Genomic DNA, 18,495 nt, shown 5'->3' with positions numbered 1-18,495 from the left:
GCAGCCCTCTGACAGGTAAGGAACAGCGTGGCTTCCGGATCCGATCGCAACCCGATCATCATTGGCGGCCTTCCGAGTCAGGTTCCTGACTTCGATCCCGAGGAAACCCAGGAGTGGCTCGACTCCCTTGACGCCGCCGTCGACGAGCGCGGCCGTGAGCGGGCCCGCTATCTGATGCTGCGGCTGATCGAGCGGGCCCGCGAGAAGCGCGTGGCCGTGCCCGAGATGCGCAGCACGGACTACGTCAACACGATCGCGACCAAGGACGAGCCGTTCTTCCCCGGCAACGAGGAGATCGAGCGCAAGGTCCTGAACGCGACCCGCTGGAACGCGGCGGTCATGGTCTCACGCGCCCAGCGCCCCGGCATCGGCGTCGGCGGCCACATCGCCACCTTCGCCTCCTCCGCGTCGCTCTACGACGTCGGCTTCAACCACTTCTTCCGCGGCAAGGACGAGGGCGACGGCGGCGACCAGGTCTTCTTCCAGGGCCACGCCTCCCCGGGCATCTACGCCCGCGCGTTCCTGCTCGACCGCCTCAGCGAGCAGCAACTGGACGGCTTCCGGCAGGAGAAGTCGAAGGCCCCGTACGGCCTGTCCTCCTACCCGCACCCGCGCTCGATGCCGGACTTCTGGGAGTTCCCGACCGTGTCGATGGGCCTCGGCCCGATCGGTGCGATCTACCAGGCCCGGATGAACCGCTACATGCACGCGCGCGGGATCGCCGACACGTCGAAGTCCCATGTGTGGGCGTTCCTCGGCGACGGCGAGATGGACGAGCCCGAGTCGCTCGGCCAGCTGACCATCGCCGCCCGGGAGGGCCTGGACAACCTGACCTTCGTCGTCAACTGCAATCTGCAGCGCCTGGACGGCCCGGTGCGCGGCAACGGCAAGGTCATCCAGGAGCTGGAATCGGTCTTCCGCGGCGCCGGCTGGAACGTGATCAAGCTGATCTGGGACCGCTCCTGGGACCCGCTGCTCGCGCAGGACCGCGACGGCCTCCTCGTCAACAAGATGAACACGACGCCGGACGGCCAGTTCCAGACGTACGCCACCGAGTCCGGGGCGTACATCCGCGAGAACTTCTTCGGCGACGACCAGCGGCTGCGCGCGATGGTCGAGGGCATGACCGACGACCAGATCCTGCACCTGGGCCGTGGCGGTCACGACCACAGGAAGATCTTCGCGGCGTTCTCGGCGGCCAAGGCGCACAAGGGCCAGCCGACGGTGATCCTGGCCAAGACGATCAAGGGCTGGACGCTCGGCCCCAACTTCGAGGGCCGCAACGCCACGCACCAGATGAAGAAGCTGACGGTCGACGACCTCAAGCGCTTCCGCGACCGGCTGCACCTGCCGATCTCCGACAAGGACCTGGAGAGCGGGCTTCCGCCGTACTACCACCCGGGGCGGAACTCGGAAGAGATCCAGTACATGCACGACCACCGCAAGCAGTGCGGAGGGTACGTCCCGACGCGCGTCGTGCGCTCCAAGCCGCTCGCCCTGCCGGACGACAAGACGTACGCGACCGTGAAGAAGGGCTCCGGTCAGCAGTCGATCGCCACGACCATGGCTTTCGTACGACTGCTGAAGGACCTCATGCGGGACAAGGAGCTCGGCAAGCGGTTCGTGCTGATCGCGCCGGACGAGTACCGCACGTTCGGCATGGACTCCTTCTTCCCGAGCGCGAAGATCTACAACCCGCTCGGCCAGCAGTACGAGGCGGTCGACCGCGATCTGCTGCTCGCGTACAAGGAGTCGCCGACCGGCCAGATGCTGCACGACGGCATCTCCGAGGCGGGCTGCACGGCCTCGCTGATCGCGGCGGGCTCGGCGTACGCCACACACGGCGAACCGCTGATCCCGGTCTACGTCTTCTACTCGATGTTCGGTTTCCAGCGCACCGGTGACCAGTTCTGGCAGATGTCCGACCAGTTGGCGCGCGGTTTCGTACTGGGTGCGACCGCCGGCCGTACGACACTGACCGGTGAGGGTCTGCAGCACGCGGACGGCCACTCACAGCTGCTCGCCTCGACCAACCCGGGCTGTGTCGCCTACGACCCGGCGTACTCGTACGAGATCGCGCACATCGTGCAGGACGGTCTGCGGCGGATGTACGGCGGGGACGCGGAGCACCCGCACGGCGAGGACGTCTTCTACTACCTCACCGTCTACAACGAGCCCATCCAGCACCCGGCCGAGCCGGAGAACGTGGACGTCGAGGGCATCCTCAAGGGCATCCACCGGCTCTCCGAGGGCGCTTCGGGGTCGATTCCGGCGCAGATCATGGCGTCCGGTGTCGCGGTGCCGTGGGCCGTCGAGGCGCAGAAGATCCTCGCCGAGGAGTGGGACGTCAAGGCCGACGTCTGGTCGGCGACCTCCTGGAACGAGCTGCGGCGCGAGGCCGTCGAGGTCGAGCGGCACAACCTCCTGCACCCCGAGGAGGAGCAGCGGGTGCCGTACGTGACACAGAAGCTGTCGGGCGCACAGGGTCCCTTCGTGGCCGTTTCCGACTGGATGCGGGCGGTTCCGGACCAGATCGCCCGGTGGGTGCCGGGGTCGTACCAGTCCCTGGGTGCCGACGGGTTCGGCTTCGCCGACACCCGGGGGGCGGCTCGGCGGTTCTTCCACATCGACGCGCAGTCGATCGTGGTGGCGGTGCTCACGGAACTGGCCAAGGAGGGGAAGGTGGACCGGTCGGTGCTCAAGCAGGCCATTGACCGGTATCAGTTGCTGGATGTTGCGGCGGCGGATCCGGGTGCCGCAGGCGGCGACGCGTAACACCGAGGCCGATGCAAGGGCGGCGGGACCAGATGGTCTCGCCGCCCTTACTCATTCCTTACGATGCGGGCATGAAGCAACAAACGGCGCAGGGACGTTGGGAGCAGTACACCCAACGGCCCCTGCTGGCGCTCGCGGTGGCTTTCGCCGTCGCGTATGCCGTGCCGATCGTGGACCACTCCGCGGGGCACTCGCTGACGTCCGCGTGCACGGTGGTGGAGTGGGTGGTCTGGGGGGCGTTCGCCACGGACTACCTGGTACGGGTGGGGCTCTCCCCGCGGCGCAAGGAGTTCGTGCGGACGCACTGGCTCGACCTGTGTGCGGTGGTGCTGCCGATGCTTCAGCCGTTGCGGCTGCTGCGGATGGTGTCGACGCTGATACTCGTCGGGCGGCGGGCGCGGATGGCCTCGCAGATCCGGCTGACGACGTATGTCGCGGGTGCCGTCATCGGTTTGCTGATGTTCGGGTCACTGGCCGTGCTCTCGGTGGAGCGGGACTCGCCGAACGGGAACATCCGGACACTGGGTGACGCCGTGTGGTGGTCGTTCACCACGATGACGACCGTGGGGTACGGGGATCATGCGCCGACGACCGGGCTGGGGCGGATGATCGCCGTCGGGCTGATGCTGGCCGGGATAGCCCTGCTGGGTGTGGTGACCGCGAACATCGCCGCGTGGTTCATTGCGCGGTTCGAGATGGACGACGTCGAGGAGCGGCGGCAGACCGAGGCCATCGAGGCGCTCACTGAGGAGGTGCGGGCGCTTCGGGCCGAGGTGGCGGCGTTGCGGGAGCCGTCGGGTGCGCCGTGAACGGGGTTGCTGTGGGGGCGGGTTTGCTTGCCCGCGCTTGCGCGGTGCCGCTGTCTTCGGGACGGGCGCCGCCCCGGAGGCACGACTGCCATGCGGGCGGGCCCCCGGTCCATCAGCCGGGGGCCCTGTCCCTCACTCGCCCCGGGTCAGAACAAACCGTTGCCCGGGGTTGCCGCTCCTGCGAGCCACACGATCGCCAGGAGCGTGTCGATGGCGCCCAGTACGAAGGCGACCAAGGCCGGAACCGAGCGGCTGCCCGCCCAGGTGCGGCCCATTGCGAGCCAGCCGCAGACGATCGCGGCGGGGCCGAGGATGATCCCCAGCACAAAGAATCCCGCGACCGCGCAGATGGTTCCGATGATTCCGAGCGTTGCGCGATCCGGCCCGGTCCGTGACCACGTACGGCCACGTGAGCGGGGGTACCTGCGCGTTCCATGTCCGAAGCCCGCCATCATCAACTCCCTGAACCCCGGGGTCTGTTCGGGGTTCAACGAGCGAGTACCCACGGTGCGCTTCCTAATCCTCGGTGCTGCCGGCGCGCTGCCCCCCTCCGGCAGCGCGCCGCAGCACCGGTCGCCCTCCACTCCGTACGAACTTGCCCGAGGAACATGCCGTGCGGGAGGACTTGACCACTGTGGCCTGCGGTGCGCACCGGATGCGAGGAATCTTTAGCTTCTTCACCCTGATAGGCGAAGTCCTTTGAAAACCCGTCAAGTTCGCCGGGCTTCCCCGCGTCAGATGTGGGCCGCGCCCGCACCCGCCTCCGCGTTCTCGCCGCGCTTGGTGAGCAGGGCGACGAAGACCGCCACGACCGCGACTCCGCACGCCACCAGGGACGCCAGGCTCATACCGGAGATGAACGTGTCGTGCGCGACGCCCGCGATCTTCGCAGCAATCGCGTCCGGAGTGCCCTTGGCGACCGGGGCCACACCGACCTGGACGGCCTCGGAGGCCTGGCCGAGCTGGGTCGGGGTGAGCGGGGGGAGGCCGGCGTCCTTCCAGTTGCCGGCGAGGTCGCTGTCGACCTTGGACGCCATCACGGCGCCGAGGACGGCCGTGCCGAGGCTGCCGCCGATCTGCATCGCCGCCTGCTGGAGGCCGCCTGCGACACCGGACAGCTCCATGGGCGCGTTGCCGACGATGACCTCCGTGGCGCCGACCATGACCGGCGCGAGGCCGAGGCCGAGCAGGGCGAACCAGAGGGACATGACGGCGCTGCCGGTGTCCGCCTTCAGCGTCGACATGCCGTACATGGCGATCGCGGTGGCCGCCATGCCGCCGGCCAGCGGGATGCGCGGGCCCAGCTTGGTGATCAGCACGCCTGCGAGCGGGGAGCCGACGATCATCATGCCGGTGAGCGGGAGCAGATGGAGACCGGCGTCGATCGGCTTCATCCCGTGCACGTTCTGCAGGTAGAACGTCACGAAGAACAGGCCGCCCATGAAGGCGATGGCCATCAGGACCATCAGCACGACACCCGCGGACAGCGGGACCGAGCGGAAGAGGGTCAGCGGGATCAGCGGCTCCTTGACCTTCGTCTCCCAGAAGGAGAACAGGGCGAAGCCGAGGACGGACGCGGCTATGAAGGTCCAGGTCTTGCCGTCGCCCCAGCCCCAGGCCGGGGCCTTGATCAGGGCCCAGACCAGGCAGAACATCGCGCCCGAGAGCAGGGCGATACCCAGGAGGTCGAAGGAGCGCGGGGCGTTCTCCGCGCGGTGGTCGCGCAGGATCAGCAGGCCCAGGAGCAGGGCGATCGCGCCGACCGGCACGTTGATGAAGAACACCGACTGCCAGTTGACGTGCTCGACCAGGACGCCGCCGAGGATCGGGCCGCCGGCGGTGGAGGCGCCGATGACCATGCCCCAGATGCCGATGGCCATGTTGAGCTTCTCGGCCGGGAAGGTCGCCCGCAGCAGGCCGAGCGCGGCCGGCATCAGCAGCGCGCCGAACAGTCCCTGGAAGACGCGGAAGGTGACGACCGCGGCGATGCTGTTCGACAGGCCGATGGCACCGGAGGCGGCGGCGAAGCCGGTCACGCCGACCAGGAAGGTCTGGCGGTGTCCGAAGCGGTCGCCGAGCTTGCCCGCGGTGATCAGGGAGACCGCCAGGGCGAGGAAGTACCCGTTGGTGATCCACTGGACGTCGGCGAAGCTCGCCCCCAGGTCCTTCTGGATGGCCGGGTTGGCGATGGCCACGATGGTCCCGTCGAGGGCCACCATCATGACCCCGACGGCGACGGTGATGAGGGTGAACCACGGGTGGCCGCGCAGCCCGGAGGCCCCCGGCGCGTCCGACGGGGCTTCCGGTGCCTTGTCCCCCGGCCCCGTCGTGTCGATGGCGGTCTGACTAGTCATGCGTTCGAGGCTAGTGACAGCCGCTGACAATTGACAAACCAATTCACAAGTCAGTAACTGACGCATATGGAAACACTCCGCGAACGCAAGAAGCAGCGCACCCGGGACGCGCTGCTGCGGGCCGCCGTCGAGCTGTTCACCACCCGCGGGTACGAGCAGACGACCGTCGATGACATCGCCGAGGCCGTCGACGTCTCGCAGCGCACCTTCTTCCGCTACTTCGCGGGCAAGGAGGAGGCCGCGCTCGCCCTGCAGGAGCTGGCGGTGGCGCGGTTCGTCGAGGCCGTGCGCGAGCGGCCGGCGGACGAGGCGCCGCTGGCCGCGCTGCGCCAGGCGGTCCTGGAGGGCTGGGACACGCTCCACGAGACCATCGAGGCCGTCGTACCGGTCGAGCTGTACTTGCGGATGTACCGGGTGATCGAGTCGACGCCGGTCCTGCTCGCCGCGCATCTGCGGCGCAACGAGGAGACCGAGGAGGCCATCGCGCGGGTGCTCGCCGAGCGGGAGGGCCTGGACGTGGACACCGACCCACGGCCGCGCCTCGCCCTGGCGATCTTCAGCGGGGTGATGCGGGTGACGGAACGGCAGTGGTCCACCGGTGAGGACTTCAGTGTCGAGGCGATGCGCGCGTTGACGATCTCGTACCTCGAACAGGTGGGGCCCGCACTCACGGAGAGCTGGCGCACACGCTGAGACACATCGCGAGGACATTGACAGACACTGAGGTCATCGTCGCGTTTATCGAAACGTGATACCCGTCACTCAGCTCACGCGAGACCCTCTCGTTCTCCTAGTGTGTCCTCCCAGTGACTTCCTTCGACACCTCCCCGCAACTGAACGTCTGGCGCGCCCTGCTCGCGCTGGCCGTCGTGTTCGTGATGCTGGCGACCACCGGATGGACCGCCCTGCGCAGCCATCGCGCGGTGACTCCGCTGCAGGCCTCGCTCTCCTCCTGGGAGCACGGCTCTCTCCACGGACACCATCTGCCGGACCCGGACGCGTCCCCCGCGCGCCTCGCCCGCTTCTTCGCCTCGCTCACCGCTCAGGAGCGCGACCGTCTCGCCCGCCGCTACCCCCTCGCGGTCGGCAACATGAACGGTGCTCCCCTCGTGCTGCGCTACCGCGCCAACCGGCTCGCGCTCACCGCGCAGCGCAAGGTCGAGCTCCGGCGCATGCACGACAGCCAGCTCTCGCTGCTCGGGCAGCAGGACGCCGGCCGGCGTATGCACCGCTACGAGTCGCTGCTGCGACAGGGCCGGCAGATCCTCGCCTTCGACCCCGAGGGCTCGGGGCGGGTCGCGGAGGTGATCGGGGACCTGAAGCGCGCCGAGCGTGTGTCGGTCGTCGTCCCCGGAGTCGACACCAACCTGCTCACTTTCCAGAAGACCAACCGCCCGTACTCGGCGGCCCTCGGCATGGCCCAGTCGCTGTACGCGGCGGAGCGGGCGGCGAGCCCGACGACGCGTACGGCCGTGATCGCCTGGGCCGACTACACGGCGCCCGCCGGGCTCGGCATCGACTCGGCGACGGCGATGCGCGCGGCGGAGGGCTCGCTGCGGCTGAACGCCATGTTGCGCGGGCTGCCAGGCAAGGCGCCGGTCTCGCTGTTCTGCCACAGCTACGGCTCCGTGGTGTGCGGCATCGCCGCGCCAGGACTGCCGCGCCGGGTCGCGGACATAGCGGTGGCCGCCAGCCCCGGCATGCGTGTGTCGAACGCCTCCCATCTGCGCACCACCGCCCAGGTGTGGGCGATGCGGGACGCCACCGACTGGGTCCAGGACGTGCCCTACCTGGAGCTCGGCGGGCTGGGCCACGGCGCCGACCCGGTGTCGGCCGCGTTCGGGGCGCGAGTGCTGTCCGCGCAGGGTGCGAAGGGACATGCCGGTTATTTCGAGCCGGGCACGGAGAGCGTGCGGAACTTCGCGGAGATCGGCGTTGGCGCGTACCGGTCGGTGCGCTGCGCACGCGAGGAGAACGTGTGCCGGGAGGGTTTGTCCGACGCGTCCACGGCCGGACGCGCGTAGAGGCGCAGAAACTGCGGTCCGCGCGGGGTGGAGACGAAGGAGCGGGTCATGCATACGATGAGCCGCATGGGTGACGTACTGGCCGGATTTCATGCCGCCTGGGAGTTCGAGTCCGACTCCGTGCTCATCCGCTACGAACGGGGGATTCGAACACCCAAGCTCTTCCAGGCGCTGGGGGAACGCCGGGTTCCGCTGGAGGCGATCTCCGGGGTGACGCTGTCACCCGGCAAGCGCGGCACCGTCGTCCTGCGGGCGGAGGTGCGGCCCGGGGCCGATCCGCTGCTGGAGGCGGCTGCGGGGCAGCTGAAGGAAGGGTGCGATCCGTACCGGCTGGTGCTGCCTGCCGAACGGGACGCTCTCGCCGAGTACTACGCCGATGAGCTGCGGGGGCAGCTGACCGCGGACCCGGAGCCCGCCGAGCGGTTTCTGGTGGCTGCGCCCGAGGCGCCCCGGCAGTTCAAGGCGTATGACGCCAAGGCGTCCTTCGACGGGAAGACCGTGCACTTCCGGTGGTTCTGGACGGGGGCGTCGTCGGCGAAGTGGAAGGCCGGCGACCAGAGCTTTCCCGTCGGGGAGCTGAGCGGGGTGGAGTGGCGGTCACCGGAGGTGTTCGAGGGGCATCTGCGGTTGTTGCGACGGAATGCTGCGCAGGCTGAGCAGGTGGACCAGGATCCGGCGGCTGTGGTGTTCGGGCTGGGGTACGGGCCTGTGCATGAGTCGTTGCCGTTTGCGGCGGCTGTGTTGGCCGCGGTGCGGGATGCCGGGCCGGCGGCTGTGGTGTCGGCCGGTGCGCCGAGGCGCGATCCGGCCGACATCGCTGAGCGCATTCGTCACCTGGGGGAGCTGCATCAGGCGGGGCTGGTGACGGATGAGGAGTTCTCCCTCAAGAAGGCGGAACTGCTGGCGGAGCTTTAGGGGGTGCGGGGTCCGGTTCGTTGGCTGGTGCGGGTGCGTTGTGGCTTGTCGCGCCCACGCGGCGGAGCCGCAAATCGATACAGCCCCGCGCCCCTACAAACCGTGCCCGCGCCCCCTCGTAAAAGCCGGACCCGGCGGCCCCCGTAAGAGCCGTCCCCGCGCCCCCTGGAAGCCCTACTCCCTGCCTGCTGAAGCGAAGCTCATGTCCGGGTAGCGGGTGCCGGCCACCTTGGACGCGATCGGCTCCAGCGCAGCCAGCTCGTCATCCGTCAGGACGATTGACGTGGCCGCTGCGTTTTCCTCTACGCGCCTGACCTTTGTCGTGCCCGGGATCTGGGCCACCGGGAGGCCGTGTACGGCTGCTCGTTGCTGGACCCAGGCCAGGGCGATCTGGGCCGGGGAGGCGCCGTGGGCCTCGGCCACCGCTCGGATGGGTTCCAGGAGCGTTGCGTTGGTGGCCGCATTGTCGCCCTGGAAGCGGGGCATCGTACGGCGGACGTCGCCGTCGGTGAGGTCCTTTGCCGCGTTGGAGAAGGAGCCGGCGAGGAAGCCGCGACCCAGCGGGGAGTACGGGACCAGGGCCACGCCCAGTTCGCGGGCGGCCGGCACCACGTTGGTCTCGATGTCCCGGCTGAACAGGGACCACTCCGACTGCACGGCGGCGATCGGGTGTACGGCCTGCGCTGCGCGCAGTTCGTCGGCGGTGACCTCGCTGAGGCCGAGGTGCTTGACCTTGCCCTCGCGGACCAGCTCGGCCATGGCGCCGACGGTCTCCTCGATCGGGACCTTCACATCGCGCCGGTGCATGTAGTAGAGGTCGATGACGTCGACGTCCAGGCGGCGCAGACTGCCCTCGGCGGCCTGGCGGACGTACGCGGCGTCGCCGCGGATGACCCGCTTGGTGCGGTCACCCGCCGGAACGCGTACGCCGAACTTCGTCGCGATGACGACCTCGTCTCGGTGGGCCTTGAAGAAGGGCGAGAGGAAACGCTCGTTGTCGCCGTCGCCGTAGCCCTCCGCCGTGTCGTACAGCGTGACGCCCAGCTCCAGTGCCCGCTCCAGGGTGGCCCGCGCCTCCTCCGCGTCCGAGGGGCCGTACGCCCAGCTCATGCCCATGCAGCCGAGGCCCTGTACGCCGACCTCGGGGCCGTCGGCGCCCAGTCGTACGGTCGGGATCCTGCTGTCCGTCATCGCACCTTCTCCGCGTAGAAACTGATCTTCCGGTCGAGCACCGCGAGGGTGTCCTGGAGCTCCGCCATCCGGGACAGCACGTCCCGGCGGGTCTGCTCGAGGAGTTCGAAGCGCTCGCCGAACGTGTGGTCGCCCTCGCGCACCAGTTCCGCGTACCGCACCATGTCGGCGACCGGCATACCGGTGAGCCGGAGCTTGCCGACGAGGTCCAGCCAGTCGAGGTCGCGGTTGCTGTAGCGGCGCTGGCCCGTGTGCGAGCGGTCCACGTGCGGCATCAGTCCGATGCGCTCGTACCAGCGCAGGGTGTGCGCGGTCAGGCCGGTGAACGCGACGACCTCGCTGATCGTGTAACTGTCCTGGCCTTCGGGGCGTCGATGGGGGTGGGGCGGGGCACCGCAGCTGTCGGTCCTGGTGGGCGTGGTCTCCATCACCGTCATGGCCTCAACGCTATGACCTTCGAGTGCACTCCAAGCAAGCGGAACCGGTAAGAAACAAGCACAGCAGAGATCAGCACAGCAGAAATCCGCGGGACATGGCGCTGTGGCGGTGACTAGCGTGCGGGGCATGAGTCTTGTACGCCGGGCCGGGCCCGAGGACGCGCGGGAAGTGCTGCGGCTGCGCCAGGTGATGATCGACGCGCTGCCGGGTTCGGATCCGGCCACGGACTGGCACGCGCAGTCACTGCCCGGGCTGCGGGAGAGGCTGGGCGAGACGGAGGGGAACTTCGCCGCCTTCGTCGTCGACCATCCCGAGCGGCCGGGCGCGTTGGCCGCGCTGGTGGCCGGGACGGTGGACTACCGGATCGGGAAGGCGGGAGATCCGCACGGGGCGGTCGGCTTCGTCTTCAGTGTGGCGACCGATCCGGACGCGCGCCGTCGCGGCTATGCGCGCGCGTGCATGGACGTACTGCTGGACTGGTTCCGGGAGCGCGGCGCCGCGCGTGTGCACCTGACCGCCTCCCCGGACGCCGAGCCGCTCTATGTGTCGCTCGGGTTCAAGCCCAAGCCCGACCCGTTGCTGGAGCTCACGCTGTGAGCGCTTAGGCTCGACGGCATGTCGCTGAAGAGCCTTGCGCTGATCGAAAACTGGCCGGTTCCCACCGCTGCGGCGGGTGTGGTGCGGGGCGACGGCACGGTCCTCGGCACCCATGGTCCGATCGGCCACCGCTTCCCGCTCGCCTCGGTCACCAAGCCTCTCGCCGCGTACGCCGCCCTCGTCGCATACGAGGAGGGCGCGATCGAGCTCGACGAACCGGCAGGGCCGCCCGGCTCGACGGTCCGGCATCTGCTGGCCCACACCTCGGGGCTCGCGTTCGACGAGCACCGGGTGACCGCGCCGGCCGGGGAGCGGCGGCTGTACTCCAACGCCGGGTTCGAGCAGCTCGGCGACCACATCGCCAAGGCGACGGACATCCCGTTCGGGGAGTATCTGCGGCAGGCGGTGCTGGAGCCGCTGGGGATGAGCGGCACGTCCCTGGAGGGCTCCCCCGCCAAGGACGGTGTCTCGACGGTCGAGGACCTGCTGCGGTTCGCGGCCGAGGTGCAGGCGCCGCGGCTGCTGGATCCTCGGACGGTGGCGCAGGCGATGACGGTGCAGTACCCGGGGACGAAGGGTGTTCTGCCGGGGTACGGGCACCAGAATCCGAACGACTGGGGGCTCGGCTTCGAGATCCGGGACTCCAAGTCGCCGCACTGGACGGGGTCTTCGTCCTCGCCGCGGACCTTCGGGCACTTCGGGCAGGCGGGTACGTTCCTGTGGGTCGACCCGGATGCGGGGGTGGCGGGCGTGGCCCTGACCGACCGGGCCTTCGGGCCGTGGGCGGTGGAGGCTTGGCCGGTGTTCACGGATGCGGTGCTCTCGGAGCTGCGCCGCTGAGTTCGGCACCCCGGGTTTTTCGCCCCCGCCCGCCCCTTCCCGTCCCGACCCGGGGGCCAGCCCCCGGACCCCCGCTCCTCAAACGCCGGAGGGGCTGAATTTTTCAGCCCCTCCGGCGTTTGAGGACGAGGCCGTTCAGGCCGGAAGCGGGGGTCTTCCCGCCTCGTTCTCGAGTGCCCAGATCAGCAGCTCCGCGTCCGTCGCGGCCAGTGCCTCCAGGTCCTTGGCGTCCGTGATGCGGGCCGCATCACCGGGACCCAAGTGCTCCCCGTCCAGGGTCACTTCACCCCGCACCACATGCGCGTACACATACGCCGCGTCCGGCACCGCCGTCCGCTCCCCCGCCCCCAGGCGCCGTACATGGAGCATCGCTCCCGCCTCCGGGACCGCGTACGGCGTCGAGTCCGCGATGCCGTGGACGATCTCGTAGGCGGGGTCGCCGCCGGGGTCGCGGGGGGCCAGCCACATCTGGACGAAGGTCAGCGGGCCGTCGCCGTCGTTGCGCTCCACGTGCCGTACGCCCGCCGCCGAGCTCAGCCGCTGGACGTCGCCGGGCCGGACCGTCGTCTCGTGGCCGAAGGAGTCCCGGTGGGTCAGCTCGCCCTCGACCACCCACGTCACGATCTCGGTGTGGCTGTGCGGGTGTTCGTCGAAGCCGGCGCCGGGCGCGAGCCGCTCCTCGTTGCAGGCGATCACCGCGCCGAAGCGGAGGTTGTCGGGGTCGTAGTGCGGGCCGAAGGAGAAGGCGTGCCACGACTCGATGCCGGCTGCCGGGTCGCCCCCTGGATAGCGCTCCGCAGCGCGCCGTACGTCCATCACGTACTCCACGGTAGCCCTCAGCCCGCACCCGGCGACGCACGCTCCCGTCCGGATAAGGCAGTCTTGTCCCCGTGCCCGAACCCGAAACGAGCAAGCCCGAAGCCGCCGCGCGCGGCGTCCACCCGCACGCGGCGACCCTGAAGCGACTGGAGAAGTCCTCCGGCTCTCTCGCCCAGCAGGCCATCGCGCGCATGGACGAGACGCTGCCGTGGTACCGGGCGATGCCCCCGGAGAACCGGTCCTGGATCGGGTTGGTCGCCCAGGCCGGTATCGCCGCCTTCACCGAGTGGTTCCGGCACCCCGACGCCCCGCAGGCCATCTCGACGGATGTGTTCGGGACCGCGCCCCGCGAACTGACCAGGGCGATCACGCTGCGGCAGACCGTGGAGATGGTGCGCACCACCATCGAGGTCATGGAGTCCGCCATCGACGAGGTGGCGGCGCCCGGCGACGAGAGCGTGCTGCGCGAGGCGCTGCTCGTGTACGCGCGGGAGATCGCCTTCGCCACCGCCCAGGTGTACGCCCAGGCCGCCGAGGCACGCGGTGCCTGGGACGCGCGGCTCGAGTCACTCGTCGTCAATGCCGTGCTGAGCGGTGAGGCCGACGAGGGTGCCGTCAGCCGAGCCGCCGCCCTGGGGTGGAACGCCCCGGAGCATGTGTGTGTGGTCCTCGGAACCGCGCCCGACGGGGACTCCGAGTTGACGGTGGAGGCGATCCGGCGGGCCGCCCGGCACGCCAAGCTGCAGGTGCTCACCGGGGTGCTCGGGGACCGCCTCGTCGTCATCGCCGGTGGCAGCGACAACCCGATCGGCGTGGCCAAGTCGCTGATCGGCCCGTACGCCGCCGGGCCCGTCGTGGCCGGGCCCGTGGTGGCCGATCTGCTCGCCGCGACCCGGTCCGCGCAGGCCGCGGCCGCCGGCCTCAAAGCGTGTTCCGCCTGGCAGGACGCCCCGCGGCCGGTACTGGCGGACGATCTGCTTCCGGAGCGTGCGATCGCCGGTGACCCGAGCGCGCGCGAGCAGCTGGTGGAGGAGATCTACAGACCGCTGGAGGAGGCCGGGTCGGCGCTTCTGGAGACGCTCTCCGTCTATCTGGAGCAGGCGAGCAGTCTGGAGGGCGCCGCCCGGATGCTCTTCGTTCACCCGAACACCGTGCGCTACCGGCTCCGACGTGTGACTGACGTCACCGGCTGGTCGCCTTCCGATGTACGCTCCGCCTTCACGCTACGGATCGCGCTGATCCTGGGGCGTCTAGCCGACGGGGATCTCCCCGCCTAGTCTTTTGTCGGGGGTCCACAAAACCCCCTCGTGTTCTTCGTCCCTGTCCCCACGGGCGGCCTTGGCCGTCCACAAGAGAGAGTGTGAGAGTGCTCGTACTCGTCGCTCCCGGCCAGGGCGCCCAGACGCCCGGCTTCCTGACTCCCTGGCTCGAACTGCCCGGTGCCGCTGACCGCGTCGCCGCCTGGTCGGACGCCATCGGACTGGACCTCGCTCACTACGGCACGAAGGCCGACGCAGAGGAGATCCGCGACACCGCCGTGGCCCAGCCGCTGCTCGTCGCCGCCGGCATCCTGTCCGCCGCGGCACTCGGTGCCGTCACGCCGGGCGCCGTCGCGGGCCACAGCGTCGGCGAGATCACCGCCGCCGCCTTCGCCGGCATCCTCGACGACACCTCCGCGCTCACCCTCGTGCGCAAGCGGGGTCTGGCCATGGCCGACGCCGCCGCGATCACCGAGACCGGGATGTCGGCGCTGCTCGGCGGCGACCCCGAGGTCTCCGTCGCGCATCTGGAGAAGCTGGGCCTGACTCCGGCGAACGTGAACGGCGCGGGCCAGATCGTCGCCGCCGGCACGCTGGAGCAGCTCGCCGTGCTGAACGAGGACAAGCCCGAGGGCGTCCGCAAGGTCGTCCCGCTGAAGGTCGCCGGCGCCTTCCACACGCACCACATGGCGCCCGCCGTCGACGCGCTGGCCAAGGCCGCCGCCGAACTGGCGCCCGCCGACCCGAAGTTCACGTACGTGTCCAACAAGGACGGGCAGACGGTCGCGACCGGCGCCGAGGTGCTGGAGCGCCTGGTCGGCCAGGTCGCCAACCCGGTCCGCTGGGACCTGTGCATGGAGACCTTCAAGGAGCTCGGCGCGACCGCCCTGATCGAGGTCTCCCCCGGCGGCACGCTGGTCGGCCTCGCCAAGCGCGCGCTGCCGGGCGTGAAGACGCTCGCGCTCAAGACCCCCGACGACCTCGACGCGGCCCGCGAGCTCATCTCTGAGCACGCCCAAGCCTGACACCCAAGGAGCCGTACGAACATGTCGAAGATCAAGCCCAGCAAGGGCGCCCCGTACGCGCGCATCCTCGGTGTGGGCGGCTACCGCCCGACCCGGGTGGTGCCGAACGAGGTGATCCTCGAGACGATCGACTCGTCCGACGAGTGGATCCGTTCGCGCTCCGGCATCGAGACCCGGCACTGGGCCTCCGCCGAGGAGACCGTCGCCGCGATGTCGATCGAGGCGTCCGGCAAGGCGATCGCCGACGCCGGGATCTCCGCCGAGCAGATCGGCGGCGTGATCGTCTCGACCGTGTCGCACTTCAAGCAGACCCCCGCCGTGGCCACGGAGATCGCCGACAAGCTCGGCACGAACAAGGCCGCCGCCTTCGACATCTCCGCGGGCTGCGCGGGCTTCGGCTACGGGCTCACCCTCGCCAAGGGCATGATCGTCGAGGGCTCCGCGGAGTACGTCCTGGTCATCGGTGTGGAGCGGCTGTCCGACCTCACCGACCTGGAGGACCGCGCGACGGCCTTCCTGTTCGGCGACGGCGCGGGCGCGGTCGTGGTCGGCCCCTCCAAGGAGCCGGCGATCGGTCCGACGGTGTGGGGCTCGGAGGGCGACAAGTCCGAGACGATCAAGCAGACCGTGCCGTGGACGGACTACCGCGAAGGCTCGGTCGCCAAGTTCCCTGCGATCACGCAGGAAGGCCAGGCGGTGTTCCGCTGGGCCGTGTTCGAGATGGCGAAGGTCGCCCAGCAGGCGCTGGACGCGGCCGGGATCACCCCGGACGACCTGGACGTCTTCATTCCCCACCAGGCCAACGAGCGGATCATCGACTCGATGGTGAAGACGCTGAAACTGCCGGAGCACGTCACGGTCGCGCGTGACGTACGCACCACCGGCAACACCTCGGCCGCCTCGATTCCGCTCGCCATGGAGCGGCTTCTGGCGACCGGTGAGGCGAAGAGCGGCGACACCGCGCTCGTCATCGGCTTCGGGGCGGGTCTCGTGTACGCCGCGACGGTCGTTACCCTCCCCTAGGCACTCCGTGCCGGATCATCATCGGATCCGGTGCGGAAAGCACTGCAACACCTGCCGCTGACGCGGCGGGCGCCACACCCTCTGGATTACTACGAAGGAGCGCCTGACATGGCCGCCACTCAGGAAGAGATCGTCGCCGGTCTCGCCGACATCGTGAACGAGATCGCCGGCATCCCGGTTGAGGACGTCCAGCTGGACAAGTCCTTCACCGACGACCTGGACGTCGACTCGCTGTCCATGGTCGAGGTCGTCGTCGCCGCCGAAGAGCGCTTCGACGTCAAGATCCCGGACGAGGACGTCAAGAACCTCAAGACGGTCGGCGACGCGACCGACTACATCCTCAAGCACCAGGCCTGAGCCTTCTAGGCCCGGCTGCATTGCCCCGCCACCCGGCGGTGGCGCCGCTGAATCCCGATCCGTTGGAGAAAGAATTCCCGTGAGCCCGACCAATCGCACCGTGGTCGTCACCGGTATCGGCGCAACCACACCGCTGGGTGGCGACGCAGCCTCTACCTGGGAGGGCCTGATCGCCGGCAAGTCCGGCGTGAAGCCCCTGGAGCAGGAGTGGGCCGCCGAGCAGGCGGTCCGTATCGCCGCACCGGTCGCCGTGGAGCCCACCGAGGTCATCCCCCGTCCGCAGGCCCGCCGCCTGGACCGCTCGGCGCAGTTCGCGCTGATCGCGGCCAAGGAGGCCTGGGCGGACGCCGGTTTCACCGAGAAGGCGGGCGACGATGCGAGCATCGACCCGGACCGTCTCGGTGCCGTCATCGCCTCCGGCATCGGCGGTGTGACGACCCTGCTCGACCAGTACGACGTGCTCAAGGAGAAGGGCGTACGCCGCGTCTCCCCGCACACCGTCCCCATGCTGATGCCGAACAGCCCCTCCGCCAACGTGGGTCTGCTCGTGGGCGCCCGTGCGGGCGTGCACACCCCGGTCTCCGCCTGTGCGTCGGGCGCCGAGGCCATCGGCTACGCCATCGAGATGATCCGCACCGGCCGCGCCGACGTCGTCGTCGCGGGTGGCACGGAGGCGGCCATCCACCCGCTCCCCATCGCCGCGTTCGGCAACATGATGGCGATGTCCAAGAACAACGACGACCCGCAGGGCGCCTCGCGGCCCTACGACGTCGCCCGTGACGGCTTCGTCCTCGGCGAGGGCGCCGGCGTCCTCGTCCTGGAGTCCGCCGAGCACGCCGCCAAGCGCGGTGCCCGCGTCTACGCGGAGGCGGTCGGCCAGGGCATCTCCGCCGACAGCCACGACATCGTGCAGCCGGAGCCCGAGGGCCGCGGCATCTCGCACGCCCTCCAGAACCTGCTGGAGCGCACCGACCTGGACCCGGCGGAGATCGTGCACGTCAACGCGCACGCCACCTCGACGCCTGCCGGTGACGTGGCCGAGCTCAAGGCGCTGCGGAAGGTGTTCGGCGACGATGCCGACCACATGGCGGTCTCGGCCACCAAGTCGATGACCGGTCATCTGCTGGGTGGTGCGGGTGGTGTCGAGTCCGTCGCCACGATCCTGGCGCTGTACCACCGGGTCGCGCCGCCGACCATCAATGTCGAGAACCTTGACCCTGAGGCGGAGGCGGCTGCGGACATCGTTCGCGGTGAGGCGCGGAAGCTGCCTGTTGAGGGCCGTATCGCGGCCCTCAACGACTCCTTCGGGTTCGGTGGGCACAACGTGGTGCTCGCGTTCCGCACGATCTGATGTGTCGTGAACGGTGAGTGGCCCGTCCCCGGATTGGGGGCGGGCCACTCACCGTTCTGACGTCTGTTGTCGGCCTACTGCGGGCCGTCTGCGGCTTGTCGCGCCCACGCGGCGGAGCCGCATATCGACACAGCCCCGCGCCCCCCAAAAACTCACACCACCTGGTGGAGCCAGCGAACCGGTGCTCCTTCTCCCGCATAACGGAAAGGCTCCAACTCGTCGTCCCACGGCTTTCCGAGGAGCTTGGTGATTTCGGACTCCAGTTCCGTTTCGCCCTGCTGTGAGCGGGTCAGGGCGGCGCGGAGGCGGTCCTCGGGGATGAGGATGTCGCCGTGGATGCCGGTGACGGCGTGGAAGATGCCGAGGTCGGGGGTGCAGCTGTAGCGTTCGCCCTCCGCGGTGGGGCAGGGCTCGGCGGTGACCTCGAAGCGCAGCAGCTGCCAGCCGCGCAGCGCGGAGGCCAGCTTGGACGCCGTGCCGACCTCGCCCTGCCAGGAGAACTCCGAGCGCCAGGTGCCCGGCGCGGCGGGCTGCCGGATCCAGTCGAGGTTGACGCGTGTGCCGAGCACCCCGGCGACGGCCCACTCGACGTGCGGGCACAGCGCGCGCGGCGCGGAGTGCACGTACAGAACCCCACGTGTCGTCACCGGGACCTCCGGGCAGAGCAGGACAATCTGGCGAACGGGCGGACGGCCGTGGCCGGACGGCCACGTTGATG

The 18,495-nt window shown here is 69.8% G+C and carries 18 protein-coding genes; 12 read left to right on the top strand and 6 right to left on the bottom strand.

Annotated features, from left to right (window positions below; genetic code table 11):
* The first annotated feature begins 27 nt into the window (after nt 1-27).
* Complete coding sequence (aceE, locus tag ACIBW9_RS03700) at nt 28-2,775, top strand: pyruvate dehydrogenase (acetyl-transferring), homodimeric type (RefSeq protein ID WP_398950837.1); 2,748 nt, start codon at nt 28-30, stop codon at nt 2,773-2,775.
* A gap of 71 nt (nt 2,776-2,846) precedes the next feature.
* Nucleotides 2,847-3,584, top strand: coding sequence for a potassium channel family protein (locus tag ACIBW9_RS03695; protein WP_398950835.1), 738 nt, complete (start codon nt 2,847-2,849; stop codon nt 3,582-3,584).
* A 146-nt stretch (nt 3,585-3,730) separates the two neighbouring features.
* On the opposite strand, the gene ACIBW9_RS03690 is transcribed toward ACIBW9_RS03695, so the two are convergent.
* Together ACIBW9_RS03690 and ACIBW9_RS03685 are read right to left on the bottom strand one after the other, a co-directional pair.
* Nucleotides 3,731-4,039 (bottom strand): small hydrophobic protein, encoded by a 309-nt coding sequence (locus ACIBW9_RS03690; protein ID WP_344406725.1) that lies wholly within the window; start codon nt 4,037-4,039, stop codon nt 3,731-3,733.
* Between the two features lie 279 nt (nt 4,040-4,318).
* A complete protein-coding gene (locus tag ACIBW9_RS03685) occupies nt 4,319-5,938 on the bottom strand; it encodes an MFS transporter (RefSeq protein WP_398950833.1) in 1,620 nt (539 codons plus the stop codon).
* Between the two features lie 66 nt (nt 5,939-6,004).
* On the opposite strand from ACIBW9_RS03685, the gene ACIBW9_RS03680 reads away from it, so the two are divergent.
* The 3 genes from ACIBW9_RS03680 (at nt 6,005) to ACIBW9_RS03670 (ending at nt 8,877) form a co-directional block, all read left to right on the top strand.
* The gene (locus ACIBW9_RS03680; protein ID WP_398950831.1) at nt 6,005-6,631 is read left to right on the top strand and encodes a TetR family transcriptional regulator; all 627 of its coding nucleotides are present in this window, start codon (nt 6,005-6,007) and stop codon (nt 6,629-6,631) included.
* A gap of 113 nt (nt 6,632-6,744) precedes the next feature.
* On the top strand, nt 6,745-7,962 hold the full coding sequence (locus ACIBW9_RS03675; protein WP_398950829.1) for an alpha/beta hydrolase: 1,218 nt from the start codon (nt 6,745-6,747) through the stop codon (nt 7,960-7,962).
* Between the two features lie 57 nt (nt 7,963-8,019).
* Nucleotides 8,020-8,877 (top strand): DUF4429 domain-containing protein, encoded by an 858-nt coding sequence (locus ACIBW9_RS03670; protein ID WP_398952082.1) that lies wholly within the window; start codon nt 8,020-8,022, stop codon nt 8,875-8,877.
* Between the two features lie 174 nt (nt 8,878-9,051).
* On the opposite strand, the gene ACIBW9_RS03665 is transcribed toward ACIBW9_RS03670, so the two are convergent.
* Nucleotides 9,052-10,068 (bottom strand): aldo/keto reductase, encoded by a 1,017-nt coding sequence (locus ACIBW9_RS03665; RefSeq protein ID WP_398950827.1) that lies wholly within the window; start codon nt 10,066-10,068, stop codon nt 9,052-9,054.
* The gene (locus tag ACIBW9_RS03660) at nt 10,065-10,505 is read right to left on the bottom strand and encodes a MerR family transcriptional regulator (protein ID WP_115908394.1); all 441 of its coding nucleotides are present in this window, start codon (nt 10,503-10,505) and stop codon (nt 10,065-10,067) included. The genes ACIBW9_RS03665 and ACIBW9_RS03660 overlap by 4 nt, the downstream gene beginning before the upstream one ends.
* A 127-nt stretch (nt 10,506-10,632) precedes the next feature.
* Here ACIBW9_RS03660 and ACIBW9_RS03655 point away from each other — a divergent pair, with 127 nt between their 5' ends.
* Both ACIBW9_RS03655 and ACIBW9_RS03650 read left to right on the top strand, forming a co-directional pair.
* Nucleotides 10,633-11,103, top strand: a complete 471-nt coding sequence (locus ACIBW9_RS03655; protein WP_398950824.1) for a GNAT family N-acetyltransferase — start codon at nt 10,633-10,635, stop codon at nt 11,101-11,103.
* Between the two features lie 18 nt (nt 11,104-11,121).
* Nucleotides 11,122-11,943, top strand: coding sequence for a serine hydrolase domain-containing protein (locus ACIBW9_RS03650; protein WP_398950822.1), 822 nt, complete (start codon nt 11,122-11,124; stop codon nt 11,941-11,943).
* Nucleotides 11,944-12,078: 135 nt separating this feature from the next.
* Here ACIBW9_RS03650 and ACIBW9_RS03645 read toward each other — a convergent pair whose 3' ends face one another.
* Complete coding sequence (locus tag ACIBW9_RS03645; RefSeq protein WP_398952080.1) at nt 12,079-12,762, bottom strand: pirin family protein; 684 nt, start codon at nt 12,760-12,762, stop codon at nt 12,079-12,081.
* A 71-nt stretch (nt 12,763-12,833) separates the two neighbouring features.
* Between ACIBW9_RS03645 and fasR the strand changes: the two genes are divergently transcribed.
* The 5 genes from fasR to fabF all read left to right on the top strand — a co-directional run bounded on the left by fasR (nt 12,834) and on the right by fabF (nt 17,777).
* Nucleotides 12,834-14,039 carry a fatty acid biosynthesis transcriptional regulator FasR gene (fasR, locus tag ACIBW9_RS03640; protein ID WP_398950820.1) on the top strand — a complete coding sequence of 402 codons (1,206 nt, stop codon included), beginning with the start codon at nt 12,834-12,836 and terminating at the stop codon, nt 14,037-14,039.
* A gap of 89 nt (nt 14,040-14,128) precedes the next feature.
* The gene (locus ACIBW9_RS03635) at nt 14,129-15,046 is read left to right on the top strand and encodes an ACP S-malonyltransferase (RefSeq protein WP_398950818.1); all 918 of its coding nucleotides are present in this window, start codon (nt 14,129-14,131) and stop codon (nt 15,044-15,046) included.
* Between the two features lie 21 nt (nt 15,047-15,067).
* Nucleotides 15,068-16,069, top strand: a complete 1,002-nt coding sequence (locus ACIBW9_RS03630) for a ketoacyl-ACP synthase III (protein WP_398950816.1) — start codon at nt 15,068-15,070, stop codon at nt 16,067-16,069.
* A gap of 108 nt (nt 16,070-16,177) precedes the next feature.
* Entirely contained in the window at nt 16,178-16,426 is a 249-nt protein-coding gene (locus ACIBW9_RS03625) for an acyl carrier protein (protein WP_015660680.1), read from the top strand.
* Nucleotides 16,427-16,505: 79 nt separating this feature from the next.
* Nucleotides 16,506-17,777 (top strand): beta-ketoacyl-ACP synthase II, encoded by a 1,272-nt coding sequence (fabF, locus tag ACIBW9_RS03620; RefSeq protein WP_398950814.1) that lies wholly within the window; start codon nt 16,506-16,508, stop codon nt 17,775-17,777.
* Between the two features lie 152 nt (nt 17,778-17,929).
* Here fabF and ACIBW9_RS03615 read toward each other — a convergent pair whose 3' ends face one another.
* Nucleotides 17,930-18,424: a DUF3145 domain-containing protein gene (locus tag ACIBW9_RS03615; RefSeq protein WP_115908388.1), complete on the bottom strand. Its 495-nt coding sequence runs from the start codon at nt 18,422-18,424 to the stop codon at nt 17,930-17,932.
* Nucleotides 18,425-18,495 lie beyond the last annotated feature (71 nt).

This window comes from Streptomyces sp. NPDC049541 (assembly GCF_044465725.1).
Lineage (GTDB): Bacteria > Actinomycetota > Actinomycetes > Streptomycetales > Streptomycetaceae > Streptomyces.
This window is presented reverse-complemented; position numbering and strand designations above follow the sequence as displayed.